The following is a 6641-nucleotide window of genomic DNA, read 5'->3' as shown; positions in this document are numbered from 1 at the left end:
TATGGTGAGACAGGAGTCACTCAGGGGGTTAACCGCTTTGGATATATTTCGGTTTATAACCTTGAACCCAACGCATTCAATGTGGGAGGCTCTTTGGTAAATGGATATTCCGAAGGGCAGTTGGTCAATCCAAGCCAACTTACCTGGTACACGCGGAAGTCATTAAATTACGGTCTTGATTTTTCTTCGCTTAATGGGCGCTTATTTGGGACCTTGGAATATTTCTATTACCGAACCACCGGATTTTTGGTGAGTCCAAAGGATGTGTATGCACAGCCCTTAGGAAAAGAACTTCCACAAATTAAGTCCAATTCTGCACAAAGAAGGGCCGGTTTTGAAATATCCTTGGGATACAAAGGTACCCTTGGAAGCCTAAAGTATGAAGTGGGCGGTAATTACGCTTATTTTAACCAGCTGTGGGAGCAACTGGATACAGAAAATGAAGCGAAACTTAAGAACCCCTATCTAAGGGAAACCCATCGGACGGATTACTGGGAAGGAGGACCTGTTTATATCACCGATGGACTTTACCAAAACCAAGAGGAGATATTGAATTATCCAAGGCTTTTGGGATCTACCGCCACGCAACCAGGGGATATCAAATACACTGATGTAAATGGTGATGGAAAAATCGATCAGCAGGATCAGCGAACCGTGGGCGTTCCATCCATGCCTCATGGCACTTATGGGATGAACTTTTCCTTGAAATATAAGGGCTGGTCGATGAGCGGATTGTTCCAAGGTACTGGGGACCGGTATTTGGCTTTCGATAAATTCATGATTGTTGAAGCCAAAAGAAGGACTTACACTTATCAGACAGATTACTGGACTCCAGATAATCCAGATGCTTTATATCCACGCGTTTCCCACATTGAGCAAATCAATGGTGGTAATAACAGTAATGCCACCAACCCTTCAGACTTTTACCTTAAGAATGCCAAATATTTCAGGTTAAGGAATTTTCAGATAGGATATGACCTCAAACACCGTCTAATGGATCATATAGAATGGCTACGTACCTGCAGGGTTTTTATGAATGGGACAAACCTGTTTACCTTATCTCCGGTTATGGAATATTTTGATCCTGAGCAAGTGGCTGAGGGGAACGGGGTGCAGTCCTATGGTTATCCGGTTCAACGGACTGTTTCTTTTGGAGTGAATTTAGGATTTTAATCAATTAGCCTCATGAAAAAAATAGTTATATATCTGATGATAATTAGTCTTGGTATGTTCTCCTGTAACGATGAACTTTTGGATACCAAGCCACTGGACAAATATACCGCGGAGGATGTTTGGAACGACGTCAATCTAACGCAGGGCTTTATTTATAACACCTATGCCTCTGTATTGCCAGAGTTATTGGTAAACCCTGGAGATCCCCAGTCCAGGTTCGGAGGGATTGGTAATGAGGACTACACCGATAATGTCCTTTTAAGGCAATCCAATAACATTACCAAGGATGTTATCGATAAATTTTATGATGCGGGTTGGGCCACCAATAATTCCTATTACTTTTTTGGAAATGCTCCTTTAGGAAACAAGACTCCTATAAAACAAAACTCTTTTGAGGTCATCAGGGACTGTAACCTGATCATTGAAAACGTAGCAAGTTCGGAGGGAATTCCTGAAAATTTAAAGCCAGCACTTATTGCCCAGGGAAAAATGCTAAGAGCACTGATTTATTTTTCCAAGGCCCGTTTATTTGGAAAATACGTGATAGTAGATAAGGTTTTGAGTCCTAATGATGATTTGAAATTACCTAGGTCTGAAACAATTAAAGATACCTATGATTTTATCCTGAATGACCTAAAGGAGGCCGCAGAAGACCTTCCAGAAGCAACAGCGGTAAAAAAAGGACAACTCACAAAAGGGGCTGCCTACGCGATAATGGCCGAGGTAGCCTTGCATGGAGCAGCTTATGTGGAAAGTGGAAAGCAGGAATACTATCAGACCGCCAAGGAAGCAAGCGAACTGTTATTCGCTTTGGGCTATTCACTTGATGAGAATTATGCGGGCCTTTTTAATGAATATGATTACGCGTTCAATTCCACTGGGATCATTCTGGGCTTATTTAAAAATGAGAATGCGACCTGGTGTCAGCAAACCTTGATGCAGGGATTGGTACCCAATATGGAAGTAGCAAAGACCACGGGCTTTCCTTCTCTGAAAGAATCCTTTTTGGGATGGACGGAGGTTTGGCCTACCCATGACCTTGTAGAGGATTACTTGGTGGAGGACATAGATGGTATCGCTAAGCGTTGGAATGAGACAAGTTATTTCGAGGATTATAAGACCAATGGAGGTTACCTATCCAAAGCCATCTATAATCCTAATAGGGATAAGCGTTTTGAAGCATCCATTTTATATGATTCCACCTACTTGTTTAGCAATTTGGTAACCACTAGGGTTGGAGGTAACATGTATTTTGCGGAAAGTACCAAAGGAACCAACCGGTCTACGCCTTCAGGTTATTTTGTCAGAAAGGGAATTTATGATGTTGTGGGTTATAAGGCCAATGTCCACAGTTCATACAACCAATCCATTACGAGGATTGGAAGAGCTTATCTTAATTATGCCGAGGTAATGTTACGATTAAATGATGTGCCCACCGCTGTGGAGTATATCAACAAAACCAGGACTGTTCATGGAGGTTTACCCGAGTTGTCCGCTGGCATTTCCTTGGAGGAAGCTTGGAAGTATTATAAGATTGAAAGAAGGGTGGAGTTGTTTTTTGAAAATGATCGATACTGGTCCTTATTGAGGTGGGGAAAAGAAGCCGGAGGAGGCGTGATTTCAGAGTTGAACGACAAGTCCTACAAATTTTTTGAGATATCTGCAGATGGGAAAGCATATGAAATCAAAAACGTGTTTCTAAACCCTGCCAATCATAAGAAACGGTTTTCCACGAAAAGGTATTTGTTCCCGGTACCTGAGAATGAGCGAGTGCTGAACGAAAAATTAGATCAAAATCCTGGATGGTAAAATTAATGACTTATGAAAAAAATGAATAAAAATATAGGCTTATTTCTATTGCTTTTAATGGCTTTTTCGGCCTGCCTACAAGCTGGGCTGGAAGAATTGCCGGCCTTTAGCGATGCTGAGATTACACGAATGCGATTTGAATACCGATGGATCAATGAGGAGGGGGATTATCCCCAGTTGAACGTAGCGCCACTCGATACAGAGGTGAGCGTAGATAGTGAAAATGCGGTGATCAGCTGCAGTATAACCGTGCCACAAGCCAATCAGGATTTTCCGGAAAGTATCCGGGATCAAGTGGGCCTCTCAGGGATCGTAGGCTTTGCTGATATTTCCAATGCGGCCGTGCTATCCCAATTGCACGGAGCCCCCTTATTGGGAGAGGTGGCCGATTTCAGTAATGGCCCCTATCAATACAGGGTAACCGCTGCGGATGGATCGGGTAAAGAGTGGACCTTGGTGATCGACAGCTTTGAAAAATAAAATCTATTATAATGCTGAGAGGCTGCTCAATCTGTAGAGAGAGCGGCCTCATTAATCAGTTTTAGAAAGTTCTATAAACTGTAGAGGACATAGATGAGCAGCTTTATAAACCCTTAAAAATCATGAAAAGAAGAAAATTTTTCAAGCAAACTGCAGGAGCGGGATTGTTATCCGGACTGCTGCCCCTTGGCCTTAAAATAAATGACGATCCGGTAAATCTTGGAAAGAGAAGTGGTGATCGTTGGAACCAGATGGGGAAGGGGAAAATCGGAATTCCCAGCAGGCAAAAAAACGTCCAATATGAGGTAGCTGTGATCGGAGCCGGAATGGCAGGGATCTGCGCAGCCGTGGCCTCAGCCAGAAACGGCGCCAAAACCCTGCTGATCAATGATAGGCCTGTGTTGGGAGGCAATGCCAGCAGCGAAATCCGTGTGACCGTAAATGGTGTGCAATCCTTAAAAAACAAGCACATGGTCGAAAGAGAAACAGGGATCATTGAAGAGATATTAATAGACAACTGGTATTTCAATCCACAGGAAAGCTACCCGGTTTGGGATCATGTGGTATATGATTACGTTACCCAGGAAGCAAACTTAGATGTCATGCTTAATACCCAGGCCATTGATGCGGTAATGGAGTCCGGGAAAATTAAAAGTGCGATCTGTTGGCAACTGACTACGGAAACTGCATTTACCGTAAATGCGGATTATTTTATTGATTGTAGCGGTGATGGTCTATTGGCAGCAACCGCTGGAGCTGAATACCGAACCGGCAGAGAGGCCAGGTCAGAATTTGATGAATCTTTTGCCCCAGAAGTAGCCGATGGCTGGCAGATGGGGGCTACTTTGATGATGATCACCAAGGATATGGGAAAGCCAATGCCTTATTATCCTCCTGCTTTTGTACTTCCTTATCAGGCCGAGAAAGCCCATGACAGAAATATAAAACAATTCAAAGAGGGGTATTGGTGGGTGGAATTGGGAAGTGAAGAAGATATCATTGCAGATCAGGAAATGAACAGGCACAAGCTGATGGGATACATGCATGGGGTGTGGGATTATATTAAAAATTCGGGCAAATTTCCAGAAGCGGATAATCTCGTATTAGATTGGGTAGGCTCGCTCCCCGGAAGAAGGGAATCCCGTCGCTTTATGGGGGATTATATTTTGTCTCAAAAAGACATGGAGACTTATCGCCACTTTTCTGATGCGGTTTGTTATGGAGGTTGGTCCTTGGATGAGCACAATCCAGGGGGGATAGAAAACCTTAGCGAGCCACCAAGTTATTTTCATGACCGGTTCGATAAGCCTTATGAAATTCCGTTCAGGGCATTGTACAGTAAAAATGTTCCTAACCTACTGTTTGCAGGAAGGAATGTCAGCGTCACCCATATTGCCTTAAGTTCCACACGAATACAAGGTACGTGTGCTCTTATGGGCCAAGCGGTGGGTACTGCGGCGGCTTTATGTTTGGAAAAAGGAATGGGGCCTCGTCAATTGGCCAATGAACATATTGAGTCCTTACAGGAACAGCTTCTGAGAGATGATGTGTATATACCCAATCGTCCTGCCAATGATCCTGATGATCTGGCCAAAAAGGTTGCCCTCATTTTTGGGGATAGCACTTCTTCAGGGGATGCCAAATATTTATTGGATGGAATCTCAAGGGATGAAATAGACATTCCCCACCATTGGCAGTCCTCAGGGAAACCAGCCCGCTTACACTTAGAGTGGGAGGCCCCTCAAAGAATCAGCAAAGTCCTTATCAAAGCGGACACCAATTTGCAAAGGAAAATCATGATGCATAAAAACCCGGAGAAAAATAAAGGGCAACTTTTGGCCGTTCCTCCGGAACTGCTCAAAGATTTTAGGATTGATGCAAGGGTTTCAGGGGAATGGAAATCAGTCGCCAGCATAAAGGAAAACCGTAGACGGCTGATCAAATCGGAATTCCCGGAAATTGAAACCACTGCGATCCGAATAGTGATGACCGATACTTGGGGAGCAGAAAATGTCAAATTATTCGAGATTAGATGTTATTCTTAATACAGATAATCATTCCTATAGCCTTTTGGGCAGGTTTCTCAAAGGATCATTTGAGAAAAGGGATTGAGCCAACTGATAAGGTCCACAGGCTTATAGTGGATCATCCTGCCCTGGAAAATGGTCCTCAAGAAATTGAGCTGATCCAGAAAGAAGGCGTGGAAGGAAAATCCCTCTTTTATACAGATGTAGAATCCGTCCTCTGTGCCGATCACCTGTGCAAGGTTGTCCCTGTAAGGCTTTTTTGGAATTTATATGGGGAATATCAAAAGTATGAGCTACTGGAGGGGGCAAAGCTGGAAAAAGGGCAAGGAGAACCGTTCGAAGAGCATGATTATGGAAAATTGAATAAGATTCTCAAAAATCCTAACAGTGCTTTTCAACGACTGTCCTACGCTGATATCACCCAAACCAAAGTACATGGAGAGGTGGATGCTATCTCTGGTGCTACAGCAATTATTTTGGAGGAAGAAGAGGCCATCATTGGAGCGGCCTGGACATGTTATACCTTATGGCATTGGGCGAATGGAGGTATTCAGGATGTTGTTCGGGAAATAGTAGGCAGAGCATTTGACCAGCAAGACTTACTGCTATCAATCCAGTCTACGGATCAAAAAAGAAAGAGGTTGGCCCTTGAAGCGATGCGTTTTATCGATCATCTATCTCCAGAATTTATTGAGCTATTAGGTGAAGTAATTCCTGATTGGGATGTAGAAGAAGCCAACGTTTTTGTTCCATTTCTTGAAAAATGGACAGAAGATATACAATTCACCATATTGGACTATTTCCTTGATCATCCAAATGAGGAAGTGAGGATAAAAGCACTTAAATCAACAGCAGGTTTAAGGGATGAGGCCAAATGGCTCCGAATAGTGGGAAGAAGGTTTATGGAAAGTACCTCCTTTCAGGAAATAGATATCATCCTAACGTACCTCGCTGGTCACAATTCGGTAGGATCGGATCTGTTAGATCAGATGATTACCTGCTTATCTGATAAAAATAACTTGATTTCCAGAAGGATATATTATTTCCTTGAATCTCGGTCACTAAATAGCAGACAGAAAAAGATGGTTGAAAAATACGAAAAACAGCATTTCAATTTACTGTAATGATAGATCAACGATAAGCACTATTGAT

The 6641-nt window shown here is 43.0% G+C and carries 5 protein-coding genes; all 5 read left to right on the top strand.

The features are described from left to right. Positions 1-1173, top strand: a 1173-nt coding sequence (locus tag ACYVAA_RS06555; protein ID WP_460539726.1) for a SusC/RagA family TonB-linked outer membrane protein, incomplete at its 5' end; no start/stop codon positions are given. 12 nt (positions 1174-1185) lie between these two features. Beyond that, on the top strand, positions 1186-2982 hold the full coding sequence (locus tag ACYVAA_RS06550; protein ID WP_460539724.1) for a RagB/SusD family nutrient uptake outer membrane protein: 1797 nt from the start codon (positions 1186-1188) through the stop codon (positions 2980-2982). Positions 2983-2994: 12 nt separating this feature from the next. Beyond that, positions 2995-3462 carry a DUF5018-related domain-containing protein gene (locus tag ACYVAA_RS06545; RefSeq protein WP_460539722.1) on the top strand — a complete coding sequence of 156 codons (468 nt, stop codon included), beginning with the start codon at positions 2995-2997 and terminating at the stop codon, positions 3460-3462. Positions 3463-3584: 122 nt separating this feature from the next. Then, positions 3585-5507, top strand: a complete 1923-nt coding sequence (locus tag ACYVAA_RS06540) for an FAD-dependent oxidoreductase (protein ID WP_460539720.1) — start codon at positions 3585-3587, stop codon at positions 5505-5507. Continuing rightward, complete coding sequence (locus ACYVAA_RS06535) at positions 5495-6613, top strand: hypothetical protein (RefSeq protein WP_460539718.1); 1119 nt, start codon at positions 5495-5497, stop codon at positions 6611-6613. The genes ACYVAA_RS06540 and ACYVAA_RS06535 overlap by 13 nt, the downstream gene beginning before the upstream one ends. Positions 6614-6641: the final 28 nt, after the last annotated feature.

Source organism: Echinicola sediminis (assembly GCF_054777495.1).
Note: the sequence above shows the minus strand (reverse complement) of the source record. Positions and strands in the feature narration are given on the sequence as shown.